The 16818-nt window shown below is 71.5% G+C and carries 11 protein-coding genes and 1 pseudogene; 4 read left to right on the top strand and 8 right to left on the bottom strand.

Annotated elements, in window-relative coordinates; all coding sequences use genetic code 11:
• Positions 1–36: 36 nt before the first annotated feature.
• On the bottom strand, positions 37–1554 hold the full coding sequence (locus AB0O76_RS26045) for an amino acid adenylation domain-containing protein (protein ID WP_365495858.1): 1518 nt from the start codon (positions 1552–1554) through the stop codon (positions 37–39).
• Complete coding sequence (locus AB0O76_RS26040; RefSeq protein ID WP_365495856.1) at positions 1551–2690, bottom strand: acyl-CoA dehydrogenase family protein; 1140 nt, start codon at positions 2688–2690, stop codon at positions 1551–1553. The genes AB0O76_RS26045 and AB0O76_RS26040 overlap by 4 nt, the downstream gene beginning before the upstream one ends.
• Before the next feature lie 246 nt (positions 2691–2936).
• Between AB0O76_RS26040 and AB0O76_RS26035 the strand changes: the two genes are divergently transcribed.
• Complete coding sequence (locus tag AB0O76_RS26035) at positions 2937–3374, top strand: ester cyclase (protein WP_365495854.1); 438 nt, start codon at positions 2937–2939, stop codon at positions 3372–3374.
• A gap of 165 nt (positions 3375–3539) precedes the next feature.
• Here the strand turns inward: AB0O76_RS26035 and AB0O76_RS26030 are convergent, their stop codons facing one another.
• Positions 3540–6263 carry an AAA family ATPase gene (locus tag AB0O76_RS26030; protein ID WP_365495852.1) on the bottom strand — a complete coding sequence of 908 codons (2724 nt, stop codon included), beginning with the start codon at positions 6261–6263 and terminating at the stop codon, positions 3540–3542.
• A 922-nt stretch (positions 6264–7185) separates the two neighbouring features.
• Here AB0O76_RS26030 and AB0O76_RS26025 point away from each other — a divergent pair.
• Positions 7186–7290 (top strand): annotated as a pseudogene (locus AB0O76_RS26025) (ISAs1 family transposase); the annotation flags it as partial.
• Between the two features lie 504 nt (positions 7291–7794).
• On the opposite strand, the gene AB0O76_RS26020 reads toward AB0O76_RS26025, so the two are convergent.
• A complete protein-coding gene (locus AB0O76_RS26020; RefSeq protein WP_365495850.1) occupies positions 7795–8382 on the bottom strand; it encodes a hypothetical protein in 588 nt (195 codons plus the stop codon).
• A 224-nt stretch (positions 8383–8606) separates the two neighbouring features.
• On the opposite strand from AB0O76_RS26020, the gene AB0O76_RS26015 reads away from it, so the two are divergent.
• Positions 8607–10394 (top strand): BTAD domain-containing putative transcriptional regulator, encoded by a 1788-nt coding sequence (locus AB0O76_RS26015; protein WP_365495848.1) that lies wholly within the window; start codon positions 8607–8609, stop codon positions 10392–10394.
• A 155-nt stretch (positions 10395–10549) separates the two neighbouring features.
• Here the strand turns inward: AB0O76_RS26015 and AB0O76_RS26010 are convergent, their stop codons facing one another.
• Both AB0O76_RS26010 and AB0O76_RS26005 read right to left on the bottom strand, forming a co-directional pair.
• A complete protein-coding gene (locus tag AB0O76_RS26010; protein WP_365495979.1) occupies positions 10550–11422 on the bottom strand; it encodes an ABC transporter permease in 873 nt (290 codons plus the stop codon).
• A gap of 14 nt (positions 11423–11436) precedes the next feature.
• Positions 11437–12330 carry an ABC transporter ATP-binding protein gene (locus AB0O76_RS26005; protein WP_365495846.1) on the bottom strand — a complete coding sequence of 298 codons (894 nt, stop codon included), beginning with the start codon at positions 12328–12330 and terminating at the stop codon, positions 11437–11439.
• 168 nt (positions 12331–12498) lie between these two features.
• Between AB0O76_RS26005 and AB0O76_RS26000 the strand changes: the two genes are divergently transcribed.
• Entirely contained in the window at positions 12499–13368 is an 870-nt protein-coding gene (locus tag AB0O76_RS26000) for a MarR family transcriptional regulator (RefSeq protein ID WP_365495844.1), read from the top strand.
• Here the strand turns inward: AB0O76_RS26000 and AB0O76_RS25995 are convergent.
• Together AB0O76_RS25995 and AB0O76_RS25990 are read right to left on the bottom strand one after the other, a co-directional pair.
• Positions 13350–14033, bottom strand: a complete 684-nt coding sequence (locus tag AB0O76_RS25995) for a response regulator transcription factor (RefSeq protein ID WP_365495842.1) — start codon at positions 14031–14033, stop codon at positions 13350–13352. The two genes, AB0O76_RS26000 and AB0O76_RS25995, sit on opposite strands and share 19 nt — an antisense overlap.
• The gene (locus AB0O76_RS25990; protein WP_365495840.1) at positions 14030–16570 is read right to left on the bottom strand and encodes an ATP-binding protein; all 2541 of its coding nucleotides are present in this window, start codon (positions 16568–16570) and stop codon (positions 14030–14032) included. The genes AB0O76_RS25995 and AB0O76_RS25990 overlap by 4 nt, the downstream gene beginning before the upstream one ends.
• Positions 16571–16818: the final 248 nt, after the last annotated feature.

Raw genomic sequence — 16818 nt, 5'->3', positions numbered from 1 at the left:
ACCGGACGTGGCGGGCGGGACGGCGGTCGGACACGGTCAGGAGCCGGACTCCTCAAGGCTGGCGGCGAGCCGCCTGCGATCGGTCTTGCCGTTGGCGGTACGGGGCAGTTCGGCCACGATGCGGACGTCGTCGGCGAGCATGTAGCGGGGCAGTTGGCGGGAGGCGTGGGCCTTGAGGCCGAGCACGCCGGGCTCGCGGCCCTGCGCGGGCAGGACGAACGCGGTCAGCCGGGTGTCCATGCCGGTGCCGGTGACCACCACCGCGGCCTCGGCCACGTCCTCGTGCAGCGCGAGCACGGCCTCGATCTCGCCGAGTTCGATCCGGTGGCCGCGCACCTTCACCATGTGGTCGCGCCGGCCGACGTAGGCGTAGGAACCATCGGGCAGTTCGCGCACCAGGTCACCGGTGCGGTACGGGCCGTCGCCGTGCGGCTCGCGGCCCCAGTAGCCGAGCATGACGGTGGGGCCGTCGACGAGCAGTTCGCCCTCCTCGCCCGTTGCCGCGCGACCGCCGTCGGGCGCCTCGGCCCAGACCCGGTCGCCGCTGACGGCCCGCCCGATCGGCAGCGGTCTTTCGCTGTCCAGGTCGGCGGGGGTGACCTCGTGGGCGGTGCACACATTGGTCTCGGTCGGGCCGTAGAGGTTGAGCAGCCGACGTCCCGGGGCCTGCGCTGCGAGCGCCTTGACCTGCGCGATCGGGAAGGGTTCACCGGCGAACAGGACAGTGCGCAGCGCCGGTGGCGCGGGCCGGTCGAGGAGTCCTCCGTCGCGCATCATCAGCGTCAGGGCGGAAGGCACGGAGTACCAGACGGTGATCCGCTGCTCGTACACGAAGTCCACCAACTGGGCGGGCGCGTAGGCGAGTTCATGCGGAATCAGGTGGACGCTGGCACCGACGGAGAAGGCCGCATACAAGTCGAGCACCGAGAGGTCGAAGCCGAACGGCGCATGGCTGGAGAAGCGGTCGTCGGCAGTGGGCTTGAGCTCGTCGACCACCCAGTCCACGAAGGCGCGGGCATTGCGGTGACTGACACAGACGCCCTTGGGGGTGCCGGTGGAGCCGGAGGTGTAGAGGATGTACGCGAGGTCGTCCGGGCCCACGGCGGCGTCGACAGGGGTGGCCGCCGGGTCGGGCTCCTGGGCGAGCTCCGCGCACGGGATCCCGCCGTCGAGGTCGGCCGCCGTCGCGGCCAGGCGTGCGCCGTCGACGAGCACCACCGCCGCAGCGCAGTCCCGGGCCATGGTCGACACCCGGGCCACCGGCAACGAACCGTCGGCCGGCACGTACGCGGCGCCGAGCCGCAGCACCGCCTGCATGCCGACCACGACCGCGGCCGACTTGGCGGCGTACAGCACGACCCGGTCACCCGGGCGGACGCCGAGGTCGCGCAGCCGGTGCGCCAACGCGTCGGCGGTGCGGTCGAGTTCGGCGTAGGTCAGCTCGGCGCCGGGGCCGGCCACGGCAAGCCGGCCGGGCATGGTGCGGGCGGCCTCGATGACCGGCCGGTGCAGGGCGTCAGCGGTACTCAGGGATTCGGTCGTCCGACTGCTCACAGTCCCAGCTCCCTGGCTATGAGTTCCTTCTGGATCTCCGAGGTGCCGGAGAAGAGCGTGGTCGGTACGGAGTCGCGCAGCTGGCGCTCGATGCCGGCGTGGCGCAGGTAGCCCTCGCCACCGAAGATCTGGATCGCGTCGAGACTGTTGGCTACCGCGGCCTCCGACACGGCCAACTTGGACAGGGCGACCGCGGAGGTGTAGTCGCGCTCCTGGTCCATCAGCCAGCAAGCGCGGTAGAGCAGCAGTCGCGCGCTCTCCAGACGCTGCTTCATGCCGGCGATACGGTGCGAAACGGCCTGGAACTCGGCGATGCGGCGCCCGAACTGCCTTCTACCGTCGGCGCGTTGGACGCACTCATCGAGCTGGCGATTCATCATGCCGAGGTAGCCGCCGAACAGGCAGGCACGCTCCCAGCCCATGGATTGCTGGAAGATGGCGCTGCCCTGGCCCTCGGCGCCGAGCCGGTACTCGGCCGGCACATGGCAGTCACGGAACGACACCCGGCCGGCCGGGCAGCCGGCCAGCCCCATCTTGTCGAACAGCGGCCCCGCTTCGGCGCCGGGCAGCTCCGCGGGCACCGCGAAGGCGGACACCCCGAGGAAACCGGCCTTCGGTGCGGTGACCGCGTAGGTGACGAACAGGTCGGCGAGCGGCGCGTTGCTGGCGAATGACTTGTCGCCGTGCAGGAGGTAGTCGTCGCCGGTGCGTCGGGCGGTCACGGCCAGGTTACCGACGTCGGATCCGGCCTCGTCCTCGGTCATCGCGTTCGCCGCGATCAGGTCGCCGCTGGCCATGCCGGTGAGCAGTTCGCCGCGGACCTCGACCTGGGCGTGGTCGCGGACCGGTACCGCGCAGGCGAGCAGGTGAGCGGAGACACCGAAGACGAGTCCGGTCTCGGGGCAGCCCTGTCCGAATGCCTCCAGACACAGCGCGGTGTCCAGGGCACCGAGGCCGCCGCCACCGCATTCGGTGGGCAGGCACAGACCGGTGAGGCCGATGTCCGCGGCGGTCTTCCACTGAGCGCGGGTGAAATGTTGGCCGTCCGGTGTGTTCGAGGATCCGAGCCGGGTACGGACTTCACCCAGAATGTCATCGAAGCGTTTCCGCTGCTTTTCGGTGAGATCGAAATCCACGGGGCCCGGCACCCTTCGTATTCACTGCGGACGAGAATTGCTTTGCACGATGGTCAGATTAGGTCGGGTACTGGCCCCCCGTCAGCCCCTAGGTCCGCCCCCCTAGACCCCTAGACAACTCCTCCTGCGAGCCCGGCGCTTGCACCGGCTAGGGGTGTCTATTCTGGGGTTGTGGCGTCCGTCGCGGAGCTCCTAGAGTCCATCTCCTGCAAGCCTTTGGTACACCCATCGTTCGGACGGAGCACCATGTCGAAAACGCCCTCGGAAACTGTTCGCAGTCTTTACGATGCGTTCAACTCGAATGACCTGGAGGCGCTGCGCGAGGTCATCGCGCCGGACATCATCGCCCATCTCCCCGGCACCTCCGCCGACGCCGAGCACCCGCCGGGCACGCCGCGCGACCGCGAGGGCTGGCTCGGGGTGTGGCAGTTCACCCAGGCGTTCTTCCCGGATATGCAGGCCGAGGTCCAGCAGATAGTGGAGACCGGCGACATGGTGGCCACCCGGTGCGTGGCGCGCGGCACCCACTCGGTGGAATTCATGGGGGCGCCTGCGAGCGGCAAGGTATTCGAGATGACGATGCTCAACATGAGCCGGGTACTTGACGGGAAAATCGTCGAGCACTGGACGATCAGCGACAACGCCACCATGCTGGCCCAGCTCGGTATCAAGCTCAGCCTCTGAGTCCGCCGGGGTTCGTCACGGCGCGACAGCCCGGCGGACACCGCCGGCCCTCCGCATCGGTCCCCGTGACCCGCTCCGGCGGAGCCAGGTCACGGGGACATGCGCGTACGGAGCCGGACCGCCTCGGTCACTGTGCCCAGGACTCGCCGACCGGCGTGCGGCTCGCTACAGGTCGACCGGGATCTGGTCCCGCCGGGAGATCTGCAGCTTCTGGTAGACGCGGGTGAGGTGCTGCTCGACCGTGCTGATGGTGATGTTGAGCCGTTGCGAGATCTCGCGGTTGCTGCGTCCGCGGGCGGCGAGTCCAGCCACCCGGCGTTCGGCCTGGGTCACCTTGCCCGGTGCCAGCGGGGTCGACTCGTCGTCCTTGAGCACGACGCGTTCCTGGGCGGACAGGGCGCCGATGCGTCCGTCCCGGTCAAGCCGCCAGCACAGCGGTCCGGCCCCGCACTCCCGGGCCAGGTGCCAGGCGCGACGGCGGGCGGCGTCGGCGCGATTCGGGCTGCCGGTACTCTCGTGCGCGACGGCCAGGTCGGCGAAGGCCTTGGCCAGCTCCAGCAAGTCACCCGTGTCGTGCAGCAACTCCACGGCCTGGCCGAGCAGTCGGGGACGGTCGGCGACCGGGGCGAGGGCAGCCTTCAGGCGCAGGGCGATGCCCCTGCTGCGGCCGTTGCTCGGCAGCTTCTTCACCTCCTGCTGGGCCAGCAGCTCGGACGCCTGTTCCGGCTCGTCCAGGCGGATCCAGGCTTCGGCCGCGTCGTAGGCCCACGACACTATGAGCGGGTGGTCGAGGCCGAGGCGGCGGGCGATCTTGCCGACGCGCAGGAAGTCGGAGAGCGCGGCGTGCGGCCGGTCGGTGGCCAGGTGCAGGCAGCCGCGGGCTCGGAGGTAGCCGAGCCAGAAGATGCTCTTCTCCGGGTCCACGGGCACCGGCAGGTCGAACAGCCGGGTGGCCTCCTCGTACGCTCCCATCTCGGTGTAGATGACGCCGAGGACGGCGCGCGCGCCGCAGACGAGAACGCTCCAGGTGCGCTCCGGCAGCACACTCTGGGCCTGCTCGATGCAGGCCAGCCCGTCGGCCAGGCGGCCCTGACGTACCGCCACCATTCCCTGTATCACCGCGAACACCGCCTCCCAGCCCGGGCAACGCCGTCGCTGCGATTCCTTGACGAGCTGCTCGCACCAGTCCCACGCCGAGTCCAGGCGGTCCGCGAACAGCAGCGCCTTTATGGCGCTGCACAGCGAGCCCACAGCGGAGTCGGTGAGCGGGGTGACCTTGAGGAAGTTCTCCGCAGCCGACACCCACTGTGTCGGGTCGTGCGTGAGCAGCGTCTCCGCGGAACTCTTCAGCCGCGGCATCCCCGGAATGCGCGGGTCCGCGCCGTCGGGTGCCGCCCCGGGCACCGTGGCAGGGCCCTCGTCAGGGAACTCCAGCGCGTGGAAGCTGTAGCGCACCCACATCCAGGCGACGTCCGGGGCGATCTCGCTCTCGGCCTCCGGTGCGCTGTGCTGGTCCACACCCTGCTGGTGCAGCGCCTCCAAGGCCTCCTCAATGCGGCCGTGGGCGATCAGGAGCCGTACGAGAACGCTGACGGCGGCGGGGGAAAGGCGCCCGGCCCGCATCGAGGCGATGAGTTCCGGCAGGTACCCGGACTCCACGGCGGCCGGGTCGATGCGCCAGGTGATCAGGCCGAGCCGCAGCAGGATCTCGATGCGTTGTTCGTCGTCCGGGGAGTTCTCCAGGGCGAGTTCGAGCAGGTCGATGGCGCGGCACGCATCGTCCTCGGTGAGTGCATCCTCCGCCGCGTGCCGCAGGATGACTTGCTGCCAGGGCTCGGTACCGCAGCGCCCGAGCAGCAGTTGTGTCGCGACCACCGGGGACGGCAGGCCCGCCTCATACAGCACGGAGGCCACCCTGCGGTGCAGTGCCTCGCGGGCCGCGGGGGGCATGTCGGCCAGCACGGTGGCGCGGGCGGCCGGGTGCCGGTAGCGCAGGCCGTCGATGATGCCGGCGCCACGCAGCGCCTGGATGTGGTGGTCGAGCTGCGCCGAGGGACGGCCGCTGACCCGCGCGACCAGTTCGGGGGTGGCGACCTCCTCGAGAACCGCGAGGAGGTGCCCTAACTGCAGGGCCACTTCTCCGCTCCGGTACAGGCAGGTGAGCACCGCCTGTCCGTACATCCCGCCTTCCATGGGCTGTGGTTCGGTGACCGCGTCGGCCCCGGCGTCGTCCCAGCGGCAGCACTCCTCGATCAGTGCGCGCAGGAGCAGCGGGTTTCCGGCGCTGATGCGGTGCAGCTGATCGACGACCGTGCCTAAGTGCGGGCCGCCGACCCTGCCGTCGACCATCTCGGCGACGCCCTTCTTGTCCAGCGGGCCGAGGCGGATCCGTAGCGAGTCGGACTGCCGCAGCAGTTCCGTCTTGATCACCGGGTCGCGGTGCGGGAGATGGAGGCTCTCCGCGAAGACCATCAAGGTCCGCGGTTCGCGGCCGACGGCCTGGAAGAGCCGGAACAGCGAGGCGTGGTCGGTGTCCTGGGCGTCGTCCACGCAGATCACGATCGGCCCCTGCCGCGACAGGACACGCAGTGCGTCGGACAAGTGCCGTACCGGGTCGGCCGCCGCCTCCTCGGGCTGCGCCCCGGACGGCAGTTGAGCGTTCAGCTGATGGAGCACGGTCATGTACTTCTCCGGGTCCGCACCCATGCCGCGCGCGCTCAGCACGGTGGCGCCCGCTTCCTCCGCGTACTCGGCGAAGGCGGCGAGCAGGGCGCTCTTGCCGCAGCCGACGCCGCCCTCCACGACAATCGTCCGCGAACGGGCACCGGAGCACTCCGCCAGCGCGGCTTTCAGGTGACCGAGTTCGCCATCACGATGGACGAGTAACATCCCTAAACCATCCCCCCATAAAACAGCACAGTGATCCCTGCGGTTCCGGGGCGCGACTATGGGCCCGGGCCAAACCCGAGTACGTCTGCGCTCTGCGAGGCTCCATCAGGGAAACTGCACAGCAATACCGCACAGCAATAGAATTCACAGTACGTAAATAAAGAGAAAAGTCATCGCCGAATAACCCACGATAGTGGGCAAGCGGGAGGTCTCGGCCAGATCCAATGAATCTCGGACATCCGTAACAAGCGGTCCCCCGTGCAACTCGTACACTGCATAGCGACATTGACACTATCGCGTAAGTGGCCCACGCAAGTAGATCACGCCCTCAAAAGTGGCGTAACTGACAGTTCGTTTACCCCGGCAGTAACGTGAGTTGGCGGCTGACGAGCCCTCCCCCGACGTTCCCGACCGTGGGCAAAGCGAGGATGACGCAGAAGCAGGCGGCAGGACGGTCGTGGTCCGCCGAGCGCATGCCGGCGGTCCGGGCCGCCCCCTCGGGCAGCACCGGGGGCATGGCGTGATGGGGCTTGGTCCGGTTCGCCGGTCTCGCGACTGACGTGGCGTCATATTCGTTATGTGGCAAGAGGCCCCGGAGAGCAGAGCAGGCACGGTGCTGGTGATCGTGCGGTTGTCGAGACTCATGAGAACCGAGCGAGACCGTGCCTGCCCGGGCATCATCGCCCATCCCTTCCGCGCCGGAGCAGCTGGGCTTCCCGAGTGCTCCCCTCACCTCAAGTGCTGTCGCTGACCTGGGGCGTTTCCTGATCCTGGTCACCGATCCCCGCGATGCGCGAGGGCTGCGCCATCCAGCTCTCGCGTTGCCCCGTACCGGGTCGGCCGCCGCCTCCTCGGGCTGCGCCCCCTGATCACCGGCCCGAGCGTCTTCGACGCCACCTGCACCGAGCTCGCCACCTGGATCAGAGGCCACTGGGGTATCGAGAACCTCTTGCACCACGTGCGGGACCGCACGTTCCGCGAGGACGACTCCAAGGTCCGCACCGGCACCCTGCCCCGCGCCATGGCCTCCGTGACCCGCGGTCCACTGGGCCGTCATGCAACGCGTTGTTTCACCTGTCCAACCACATGCCGTCGCTCCCAGTCTCAAGATCAATGCACACGCAGTGCACAAAACACGCGGGAACTCCTGGGAACACCCCAGGTCAGCCGGGAACAGCACCCCCAACGCCAAACGGCCCCGCCCCAGGTAAACACCCAGGTCAGGGCCGCAAAAGCAGACGAGCCGAGCCATACGCCGGGGTCTGTAACGCTGGTGCCAGACCTCGGCATCGTGAGTCGGCATCAACATCCGCCGCTTCCGGTGGCGCCCGGGAGGCCCACCCCGGCCGGCCCACACGCCGCAGCTCCTTCTCCGACCGCTGGGCCCCGCCGCGCCGATCTCCACGGCGACCGCGCCGTCCGGCGGCAGCGCCGAGCGCATGCCGAGCCCCGTCCAGCCCGCGAGAAGGTCAGCCATCGCGAGCGGTACGTCACTCCAGACGAGCCGCGCCCGGGAGGGCCCGCCCGTCCCCTACGGGATGTCCGCGCGGAACTTCTTCGTCAGGTCCGCGCCCCGGATCACGCCACCCGTGTGGTACTTGAGGCCCCAGGCGTCGATCACCGAGCCGTCGCCGAACATGCAGGCGGCGACGACCTTGCTTGCGTCGGTCTCGCCCTTCTCGGCCCAGCCGCCGCCGTCCGTCGCCTTCGGGCCGTACATGGCCGTGCCGTTGATGGACTCGCAGTAGCCGATGGACGGGTTGCCGGGGTGGCCGCCCGGGTCGGCCGGCTTGTGGATGTAGGCGAGTGCGGCCAGGGTCGGCTTGTCGGCGGCCAGGGTGTCGGCTCCGATCGTGATCTTCGTACCGTCCTCGCCGGTGAAGACGCACATCTCGCGTTCGCCGCCGAGCTGGACGATCTGGGTTCCGGTCTTGGTGTAGTACGGGACCTGCTGCTGCGGGGAGCCGCCCTGCTCGGTGCACCAAGTGGCGTCGGCCGACGGGCGCTTGGCGGAGTGACCGGCCGCGGGGGCAGCCGGGTTGTCGGCGGCGTCGGCCGCCACGACACTGCCCGAGAGCAGCAACGCGACGCCCACGGCGAGGGCTTGGGAACGCTTCACGCTTCCTCCAGAGGGGACACGGGGATGGCGGCGGTGCTCGGCACATATCTTCGGGAGGCCCTTTGCGCAGGTCAACGCGTTCTCCGGGGCTCTGTCCCGCCGGTGCGAAGTCGACGTGATCAGGCACGCGGCACTCGTCTGACGTGCCGCTACGAGGGGCGGGATCCGGCCAGTAATTCACCGGTAACAGGCCGGTGGGGGCAAGCGGTTACAGTGCTGCTCCCATGGGCGCTCCTCCAACACTCCGCATCAGACTGCTCGGCGGATTCCGCACGGAACGGGCCTCCGGGGTGCCGCCCTCCGAGCGGTGGCCGCGGCCGAGCGCCCGCACCGTGGTCAAACTCCTCGCCCTCGCCCCGGGGCACCAGTTGCACCGCGAGCACCTCATGGCGGAGTGCTGGCCGCATGCCGAACTGCCCGCCGCACAGCGGAACCTGCGGGTGGCGCTGCACGCCGCCCGCCACGCCCTGGAGCCCGAACTGACGCCACGGGCCGCATCGTCCTACGTGGTGGCCGACGGGGCGCTGCTGCGCCTGGCGCCCGGCAGGGTCGTGGTCGACGCGGACCGGGCGGGGTCCCTGGCGGAGCGTGCGCTCTCGGGCGGCGACACTGCCCAACTGGCCGCCGCCCTGGACGCGTTCACCGGAGACCTGCTTCCCGAGGACCGCTACGCGCCATGGGCCGAGCCGCACCGCACCCGCCTGGCCGAGCTGCGGGTCCGGGTGGCCCTCGCCCTCGCGCGGGCCCGGCTCGACGCGGGCGACGCGGAGCAGGCGGCGGCCGTAGCGCGCCTCGCCCTGGAGTCCGCCCCCGCCGACGAGCGGGCCCACCGCGTGCTGATCGGGGCGTACCTGCGGCAAGGGATGCGGGGCGCGGCGGCCCGCCAGTACGAGCGGTGCGCCGCGGCCATGGACTCCGCCGACCTGGGCGCACGCCCCGCCCCGGAGACGACCCGCCTTTACCGCGCGGCGCTCGACCACCCGCCGGAGCCGGAGCCGGAGGCGGACGCGGCACGGGTCCGGGTGGCCCTGGCCCGCACCCTGGAGCGCTCGGGCCGCTATGCCGACGCGGTGCACGTACTGCGCGAGGCGCTGGCGTCGTACGAACTCCAGCAAAGACCCGACGCCTGCACGTTGACGGCCGCGCGGCTCGCGGAAGTGCTGTCCCGCGCCACCACGCCCGACGAGGCGCGTGCCACCCTGGCGGGCCATCCACCGCGGCCGGACGCCGCCCCGGCCGTGCACGCCGCGCACCGCATGGCGGAGTCGGTGATCCTTTTCAACGACGGGGAGTACGAGGCCGGGCTCGCGGCGGCGCGGGGCGCGGAGGAACTGCTGCGTACGGACGTCCGGGACGCGCTGCCCGCCCGACCGGGGCCACCGTCGGCGACCGCACCGTCCGGAGCCGCTACCGCGACCGCCGGACGCCCGGAGCAGGCCGCCGGGCATCGGCGTCCGGACCGGCAGGCCGAACACGCCGCCCTCCTCGCCAGGTCCCTCGCCCAACAGGCCGCCTGCCACGGCCTGCTGGGGCGCAATGTGGAAGCGATCGCACCCGCCGAGCGGGCTCTCGTGCCGGCCGAGGAGTCCGGTGACCCGGCGCTGCTCGCCACGGTCCTCTCCGTGCTGCGCGAGAACGCCCGCCGCTCGGGGCGGCACCGCAAGGCGCTGGAGCACGGGCGGCGCGCGCTCACGCTCGCCGAGCAGGCAGGGCGGCCCACGGCCACCGCCTTCGAGCGCGCCAACCTCGCCGAGCTTCATCTGCTGCTCGGCGAGGCGGACGAGGCCGAGCAGTTGGCTGGCGCGGCCGTCGGGCTCGCCGAGCCGTTCGGCGGAACGGTGCTCGCCTTCGCGCTCACGGCGCTGGCCCGCGTCCGCGCGGCAACCGATCCGGACTCGGCCCGCTCGCTTCTCGACCGGGCCGAGCGCTGTGCCCACGAGGGCGGGCACCGGCAGGCCGTGGACGAGGTGCGCACGGCCCGCGCCGAGCTGGCCGAGCACCGGCGGGGCTGACGGCCGCCTCCATCCGGACCGGGCCGCGCTCCTCTCGACCAGGCCGAGCACTGTGCCCACGAGGGCAGGCACCGCCAGGCCGTGGACGAGGTACACGCGGCCCGCGCCGAGCTGGCCGAGCGCCCACCGGCGACGGCCCAAACATGTCGCCGCACCTACCCCACCCTCCGCAACGCCCGCTCCCGCCGCTCGGCCACGCTCGACCCCGACTCCCTGCGTGCCATGCGGCGAAGGACGACCGGCGCCACGAGGAGCCCCACCACGGCCCAGACGCCCAGTACCCCCGCGGTCTCCCAGTGCCGCCAGGACTCCCCGATCTCCACGGCGGCCGCGCTGTCCGGAAGCAGGGCGGAGCGCATGCCGAGGCCGAGCCAGTAGATGGGGAACGCCTGGGCGAGCCACTCCACCCACTGCGGCATCGCTGTCACCGGGTAGAAGATGCCGGAGACCGCGATCAGGCCGAGGACCGGCAGTTGGACAAGACCCTGGCTGCGCGCGCTGGTGAAGACCGAGCCGAGGACCGCGCCGATCGGCAGGGTCGCCACCATGCCGAGGACGAGCACCCAGGTCAGCGTCAGCCAGGAGCCCGCGCCGCCCACCGCGAGGCCGTCGACGAGGAGGACGCCCGGGATCAGCAGGATCGCGAGGTCGGCCAGGAGTCCGCCCGCCACCGAGATCACCTTCCCGATGAGGTGGCCCCGCATCCCGTTCGGCGTCGCCTTGGCCCGCAGCAGCGTGCCGTCCTCGCGTTCGGCGGTGAGCACCTGGCTCATGGTGACCATGCCCATCGCGGCGTTCATCCCCAGGATGCTGGGCAGCGCGAGGGTGCCGAGCAGGAGTCCGCTCGTACCGAACGTCGTGTCCCGCAGGAAGAACAGAACGATCAGCATCAGCACCGGCCAGAGCAGATGCGACAGCAGGTCGGCGCCGTTGGTGAAGGACTGCCGCAGCTCGATCAGGCCGCGGCTCCAGCCGGCGCGCAGCGCCACCGCCGCCGGACGCGTCGGGCCCGTCCCCTTCGTCGCCATCGCGTGCGTGCTGCTCATCGGGCCACCGCCTCGCCGTCGCGCACCAGTGCCAGGTACGTGTCCTCCAACGAGGCCCTGCGGACCTCCAGTTCACCGATCTCCTCGCCGTACCGCCCGAAGAGGCCGCGTACGAACTCCGTGGAGTCGGCCGTCGACGTGGCGAACCGTTGCCCGTCGCGCGTCCAGCGCACCTCGTCCTCGCCCGCGATCCGCCGGGCGAGATCGTCCGCCGTGCCGTCCGCGACGATGCGCCCGCCGGACAGGATCATGATGCGGTCGGCGAGCTTCCCCGCCTCGTCGAGGTCGTGCGTGGTGAGCAGGACCGTCGTCTCGTGGTCGTCGGCGAGCCGGTGCACGAGGGCGTGGAACTCCTGGCGCGCCTGCGGGTCGAAGCCCGCGGTGGGCTCGTCGAGGAAGAGCAGTTCGGGGCGGCCCACGATGCCGATCGCCACGTCGAGCCTGCGCCGCTGCCCGCCGGACAGCGTCTTGATCTTCTTGCCCGCGTGAGCGGTGAGACCGACCTCGGCCACGAGCTCGTCGGTGTCCCACGGGCGCCGGCGCGTCTCGGTGGAGTACGGGGCGTAGTACGTGCCCAGATGCGCGAGCAGCTCCCGCACCCGCCACTTGCCGTGGTCGCGCCAGGACTGCAGCACGACACCGATCCGGGCGCGCCAGGCCTCGGAGGCGTCCGCCGGGTCCGTGCCGAGCACCGCGACCCGTCCCCGCGAGCGGATGCGGAACCCTTCCAGGATCTCGATGGTGGTGGTCTTGCCCGCCCCGTTCGGCCCGAGCAGGGCCACCACCTCGCCATGGTGTGCCTGGAACGTCACGTCGTGCAGGACGTCGGTCGCGCCGTACCGCATGCGCAGCCCTTCGACATCGAGCACGACGTCCTTGCCGGTCGTCATCACGTCAACTCCTCGCCGGATCGCCGGGATATCCCTGGATACAGCCGCGAAGCTACGTTGCGTTCAGTACGCCATCAATGACGAAGCCGCCAAGTAGGCTGCTCCAACAAGGGATTTCACGGCATTCGTTGCAATGGCATTGCCGTCAAACGCAAGGAGGCGGTGTGCGTGCCCGGAGGCAGGCTCACCCACCAGGACCGCCGGGACATCGGCGCGGGCCTCGCCGACGGGCTCGGTTACGCCGAGATCGCGCGGCGGCTCGGCAGACCGACGTCCACCGTCAGCCGGGAGGTGGCCCGCAACGGCGGACCCTCCGCCTACCGGGTGGACCACGCCCATCTGGCCACCGAACGGCGCGCCCGGCGCCGCACGCCACGCACGCCCCTGGATCCGTCGGCAACGCCCGACGCCCACGGCCGCGACCCCGACGTCGTCAGCGACTTCGCCGAACAGCTCGCCACGCTGATGGTCAGCACCGGGCTCCCGCGGATGCCTGCGCGGGTGCTCGCCCGCCTGATCACGGACGACTCCGGCAGTCTCACCGCCGCCGAACTCGTCCGGCGGCTGCGGGTCAGCGCCGCGTCGGTGTCCAAGGCCGTCGGCTATCTGGAGTCCCTCGGCGTGATCCGCCGGGTGCGCGAGCCCGGGCAGCGGCGCGAGAGGTACGTCGTCGACGACGACGTATGGCTGCGGGCCTGGACGACCAGTGCCCGGACCCACGCGCAGTGGGCGGACACCGCCCTGCGGGGCGTCGGCCTCCTCGACGCGGCCACACCGGCGGGAGCTCGCCTGGCCCGGATGAGCGGATTCTTCGCGACCCTCAGCGACGACATGAGCGGCGGCCCCACGGCCGTCGACGACGCCCTGACCGTGCTCGCCGCCCTCCTGCACTCGGCCCGGCCCCTCACCGCGGACCAACTGGCCGCGGCCCTGGACTGGCCCCCGTCACGCGTCGCCCACGCCCTGCGGCAAGCCGGACCGGACCGCCTCTCACCGACCCAGCGCGCGGCGCTCGGTTCTCAGATCTCGAAGCGGTAACCCATGCCCGGCTCCGTGATGAGGTGCCGCGGGCTGGACGGGTCCGCTTCGAGTTTGCGTCTCAACTGGGCCATGTAGACGCGGAGATAGTTGGTCTTGTCGCTGCGGGACGAGCCCCATACGTCCGCGAGGAGCTGGCGCTGGGTGATGAGCCGCCCGGGGTGGGAGACCAGTATTTCCAGGAGCTGCCATTCGGTCGGGGTCAGGCGTACGTCGTGTCCGCGCCTGCGCACCTTCTTGGCGGCCAGGTCGACGGTGAACTCGTCCGTCGTGACGACCACCGCCTCGCCGGTGAACGGCACGGCCCGGGTGCGGCGGACGGCGGCGCGAAGACGGGCCAGGAGTTCGTCCATGCTGAACGGCTTCGTGATGTAGTCGTCGGCTCCCGCGTCGAGCGCCGCGACCTTCTGCGGCGCGGAACGCCGCGCGGTGAGCACGAGGACCGGCGCCCGGGTCGAGGCGCGCAGAGCCGTGAGCACGTCGATGCCGTCCATGTCCGGAAGGCCCAGGTCCAGGAGGATGACGTGGGGCCGCTGCGCCGCGGCGATCCGCAGCGCCGTCGCACCGTCGGGGGCGGTCTCGACCCCGTACCCGCGGGCCCGCAGGTTGATCACGAGAGCCCGTACGAGCTGGGCGTCGTCCTCCACCACAAGCACGCGTGTCATCGGTCTGCCCCCATTCCCTCGACCTCCGCGAACGGCAGCGAGAGGACCATCGTGAGGCCCCCGCCCGGGGTGTCCTCCGGGGTGAGCGTGCCGTCCATCGCTTCGGTGAGCCCCCGGGACAGGGCGAGCCCTAAGCCGAGGCCCGTGGTGTTGTCGGTGTCGCCGAGCCGCTGGAACGGCTCGAAGACCTGCTCCCGGTCGGCGGGCGGCACGCCCGGGCCCCGGTCGACGACGCGCAGCTCGACCCGGCCGCCGAGCGCGCTCGCGGAGACCAGGACCGGGGCTCCGGGCGGCGAGTGACGGGCGGCGTTGCCCACGAGGTTGGCGATGACCCGTTCCAGGAGCGGAGGATCGGCGAGCACCGCGGGGATCTCCTCCAGGCTCCGTACCTCGATGTCCGTCGCGTGCGCGGGCAGCGAGTCCAGGGCGGGCGGAAGGACCTCTTCCAGGGCCGTGGCGCGCGTCTTGAGGGTGAGTGCGCCGGCCTGCAGACGGCTCATGTCCAGGAGGTTCTCCACCAGTCGGGCCAGCTTGGCCAGGGACTCCTCGGCGGAGGCGAGCAGTTCGTCGCGGTCCTCGGCGGAGAAGTCCACGTCACGGCTGCGCAGCGAGCTGACGGCGGCAAGGACCGCGGCGAGCGGAGTCCGCAGATCGTGGCCGACGGCTCTCAGGAGCGCCGTGCGCATCCGGTCGGCGGCCTTGACGGGTTCGACCTCGGCCGCCCGCTCGGCGAGGCGGGCCCGCTCCACGGCGGCGCCGACGTGCGCCGCGAACGCGGCGAGCACCCGGCGCTCCGAGGACGGCAGCGTACGGCCGCGAAGGAGCAGCCAGGAGCCGGTACCGACCGGCACGGACAAGGTGCCGCCCGTCCCCGACGCACCGGCGCCCGGCGGTTCGTCCACGAGCTCGGCGGACTCCATGCCGAAGGTCTCCCGCATACGTTCCAGGAGTGCCGGAATCGCCTCGTCGCCGCGGACGATGCTGCCCGCGAGCGAGGACATCGTCTCCGCCTCGGCCGTGGCGCGGGCCGAGCGCCGCGAAAGCCGCAGCGACCGGTCCACGACGGCCGCGACCGTCGCCGCGACGACGGCGAAGACACCCAGCGCCAGCATGCTGTTCGGGTCGGCCATGGTGAACTCGCCGACCGGCGGCATGAACCAGTAGTTGAGCAGCAGCGAAGCGGTGAGCGAGGCGATCACCGCCGATGCGACGCCCCCGATGCAGGCCACGCCCACCACGGCGAGCAGATAGAGCAGCGCCTCGCTGGTGAGGTCCAGCGGACCGCGAAGACCGTCGAGCACGAAGGTCAGCAGGACCGGCAGGACAAGACCGGCGATCGGGCCCGCGACCAGGCGCGAGGTCGGCAGCGTACGGCGGCGGGACGGCAGCAGCCTGCCGCGGCCCGCCCGCTCGTGCGTGACCATGTGGACATCGATGTCCTGGGAGAGCGCGACCACCGTCTCGCCGATGCCGCTGCCGGTGAGGAACCGTTCGAGGCGGCCGCGCCGGCTGGTGCCGAGGACGAGCTGGGTGGCGTTCTCCGCGCGGGCGAACTCCACCAGGGCGGTGGGCACGTCGTCCCCGACGACCGAGTGGTAGCTGCCGCCGAGACTTTCCACGAGACGGCGCTGGCGGACCAGGGCGGAGTGCGAGGCCCCGGCGGCGAGCCCGTCGCTGCGCGCCACGTGCACGGCCAGCAGATCGCCGCGGTCCTGCGGGGCCTGCCCGGCCCGTACGAAGGTGAGCGCCCGCGGCAGAGCACCGATGCGGGCGGCCCTGCGGATCAGGGTCTCCCCCTCGGGGCCGCCGGTCAGCGCGACGACGACGCGTTCGCGGGCCTCCCACACGCGGGCGATGCCCTGTTCGGAGCGGTGCCGCAGGAGCGCCACGTCGACCTGGCCCGCCACCCACTGGAGGGCGAGTTCGCGCAGCGCGGTGAGGTTGCCGGGGCGGAAGTAGTTGGAGAGGGCGGCGTCGACCTTCGCCGGGGCGTAGATGTTGCCGTGCGCCATGCGGCGGCGCAGGCCTTCGGGCGCCATGTCGACCAGTTCGATCTGCTGGGCGCGGCGGACCACGTCGTCGGGCACGGTCTCGTTCTGCGGCACGCCGGTGATCTTCTCGACGACGTCGTTGAGGGACTCCAGGTGCTGGATGTTGACGGCCGTGACCACATCGATCCCGGCGGCGAGGAGCTCCTCGACGTCCTGCCAGCGCTTGGTGTTGCGGCCGCCGCCGGGGGCGTTCGTGTGGGCCAGCTCGTCGACGAGCGCGACCTGCGGGCGCCGTGCAAGCACGGCCTTCAGGTCCATCTCAGGGAACTCGCCGCCCCGGTAGCCGCAGTTGACGGGCTCGACGACCTCAAGGCCGTCGAGCATCGCCTCGGTCCGTGGGCGCCGGTGGCACTCCACGAAGCCCACCACCACGTCCGTGCCGCGGGCCGCGCGACGGCGCCCCTCGTCGAGCATGCGGTAGGTCTTGCCGACGCCGGGGGCCGCCCCGAGGTAGACCTTCAGCTGTCCGGGCCGTACGCCGCTCATGGGCTCGCGCTCAACTCCTGTTCTCCCCTGGGGATTTACTCGGGCGCCTTCCGCGGGAGCGGGGGAAGTGCCCTAGGGGAGATTCCTCCACCGAACGCCCTCCCGGCCGCGCGGACACGGCCCTTGACGCGACTCTGGCGCCTGTCACGAGGACATTGACGCGGCCCTGACGGCCTCGGCCGCCGACCGTCGAGGGCCGCGGCCGCCGGTCATGGGGTGCCGCGGCCGCCCGGCGTGGCTGCCGGGCG

Source organism: Streptomyces sp. NPDC086554 (genome assembly GCF_040686095.1).
In the GTDB taxonomy this organism is placed as follows: Bacteria; Actinomycetota; Actinomycetes; order Streptomycetales; family Streptomycetaceae; genus Streptomyces.
This window is presented reverse-complemented; position numbering and strand designations above follow the sequence as displayed.

Bases quoted from the DNA above. Each gene is read 5' to 3' on its own strand.
- AB0O76_RS26005 (WP_365495846.1), bottom strand. From the start codon at position 12,330: ATGACGACCGGCAAGGACGTCGTGCTCGATGTCGAAGGGCTGCGCATG.
- AB0O76_RS26030 (WP_365495852.1), bottom strand. From the start codon at position 6,263: ATGTTACTCGTCCATCGTGATGGCGAACTCGGTCACCTGAAAGCCGCG.
- AB0O76_RS25990 (WP_365495840.1), bottom strand. From the start codon at position 16,570: ATGAGCGGCGTACGGCCCGGACAGCTGAAGGTCTACCTCGGGGCGGCC.
- AB0O76_RS25995 (WP_365495842.1), bottom strand. From the start codon at position 14,033: ATGACACGCGTGCTTGTGGTGGAGGACGACGCCCAGCTCGTACGGGCT.
- AB0O76_RS26010 (WP_365495979.1), bottom strand. From the start codon at position 11,422: ATGGCGACGAAGGGGACGGGCCCGACGCGTCCGGCGGCGGTGGCGCTG.
- AB0O76_RS26035 (WP_365495854.1), top strand. From the start codon at position 2,937: ATGTCGAAAACGCCCTCGGAAACTGTTCGCAGTCTTTACGATGCGTTC.
- AB0O76_RS26015 (WP_365495848.1), top strand. From the start codon at position 8,607: ATGGGCGCTCCTCCAACACTCCGCATCAGACTGCTCGGCGGATTCCGC.